Consider the following 1,704-nt stretch of genomic DNA (forward strand, 5'->3'; position numbering starts at 1 on the left):
TGTTTCATCAGCTCTATCAGAAATTGTGCATAACCATCGTCAGCAGAAAGCTGTCGTATGACTTTTTCATAGTTATTGAAAGTCGGCAGTCTGAGTTGTTTTGCATAGAGCCTGATCATTTCTTTCTGTACGCTGTTCATACCGCATCACCGCCTTTCAGAAGCGAATCATATCGTTTGAGATCCGGCGGTACGATCCCGATGGAGGATTCTATCTGTATTTTTCTTACCGGACTTCCGATCACTCCTGCATACAGCGTGTTGTAGGAATCTGCATAAGGCAAGTGTTTCAATACCGCATTTCCGATATCCAGGTACAGCCGCAGCACCTTGACAATTTCTTTGGGACTGCTCAGTTTCATCAAAAACTGATAAAGTTCGGTCGGAACAGTTTTCTTGATCGGTGCAGCATTGTAAACACTTCTCGGACGCTTTTCGATCAATCCGATGTAATGCTCTAAACGATAATGGGTCTGGTTATGACGGTAATCACGATCATATTTTGCAATGATCTCACCTCGGAACAGCATTATGACCTGATTGCCGCTTCCTTTGACCGTTATCATCTTGGAACTGTACTGATACGGCACTGCGTATTTGTTGTGATCAAATCTCACAAGTGAGAAATCATCCGCTTTGATCTGAAGTGTATTTGATGTATCATAGCGGTACGGCGGTAAAGGGATCCAATGCTCCTTACAGTTTTCAGCCATTTCACCTACCGTCAGATCTTTTCCGGGTATCTTATGATTTCTGTACACAGCGCAATATTCCAGAAGCTTTTCATTCAGCTCATCTATGGTCGATATGTTAGGGACAGGCACGAAGAAATTTCTTCTGACAAGTCCTACCAGACCTTCTACAAGCCCCTTTTCATGACCCTGTGCCGGATTGCAGAATACTGGTTTGAAGGAATAGTGTGCCGACAGGGAAAGATATTTGTCTGTTGCTTTTGCATGACATCCAAATCCTTCTTTTACAGCAACACGAGCATTATCAAAAATGATCTTCTGCGGCGTTCCGCCAAAATGTTCAAGTCCTTTTACGATCCCTTCCAGAAAGCTTTCTTCATTCTGCCGGTAAAAAGCGGAAACAAAGATATCCCCGCTGTGGCATTCACGCATACACCATATTTGGATTTTCTGCCTGATCCCGCCAAGTATTACAGTTGCTTCACCCCAATCCACCTGAACGGCTTCGGCTGGGTCATAGGACAATGGTACAAACACATTGCTCACCTTGCCTTTGAGTTCTGCCACCGTCCGTCTTACAGAAGCTTCACAGCCATCAAAACCACATTCGGCAACCAGGCGTGTGTATATCTTATGTGCTGTATGCTGCTGCTTCCGCGGTGCTTTCTGGTCAGAATCCAGGCACTTCATGATAAATGCTTTGACATCATCGGTGATGATGTCATTTTTTCTGCCGCTGCCAGGTTTGCGTTCCCATGGAACTGTTCGTCCTTCCCAGTATTTCTTTACTGTGTTTCGTGAGATCCCCAGTATCTTTGCTACATTACGCTGGCTGAAGTCTGTATGCTCTCGATAATATCTGATCTTTTCATAGATCTCCATTGCTATTGCCACTCCTTATCCCTCCTGTATACAAGTTCTTTCTCTTATGATACAGGATTTTTATTATTTGTGGCTCACTTTTTTATTATCATTTTTCCCTCAGCTGGCTCAGTTTTATTTTAGCAGATATA

Annotated in this window: 1 protein-coding gene; it reads right to left on the reverse strand. The window is 43.6% G+C overall.

All coding sequences use genetic code 11. The annotated features are described in order from the left end of the window. Positions 1–136: 136 nt before the first annotated feature. Positions 137–1,573, reverse strand: coding sequence for an IS21 family transposase (gene istA, locus RUMCAL_RS06115; RefSeq protein ID WP_021681784.1), 1,437 nt, complete (start codon positions 1,571–1,573; stop codon positions 137–139). Positions 1,574–1,704: the final 131 nt, after the last annotated feature.

Origin of the sequence: Ruminococcus callidus ATCC 27760 (assembly GCF_000468015.1) — a bacterium.
Classification (GTDB): domain Bacteria; phylum Bacillota; class Clostridia; order Oscillospirales; family Ruminococcaceae; genus Ruminococcus_C; species Ruminococcus_C callidus.

What these genes read in the sequence shown, in the direction of transcription:
- istA (WP_021681784.1), bottom strand. Translation starts at nt 1,573, where the DNA reads ATGGAGATCTATGAAAAGATCAGATATTATCGAGAGCATACAGACTTC.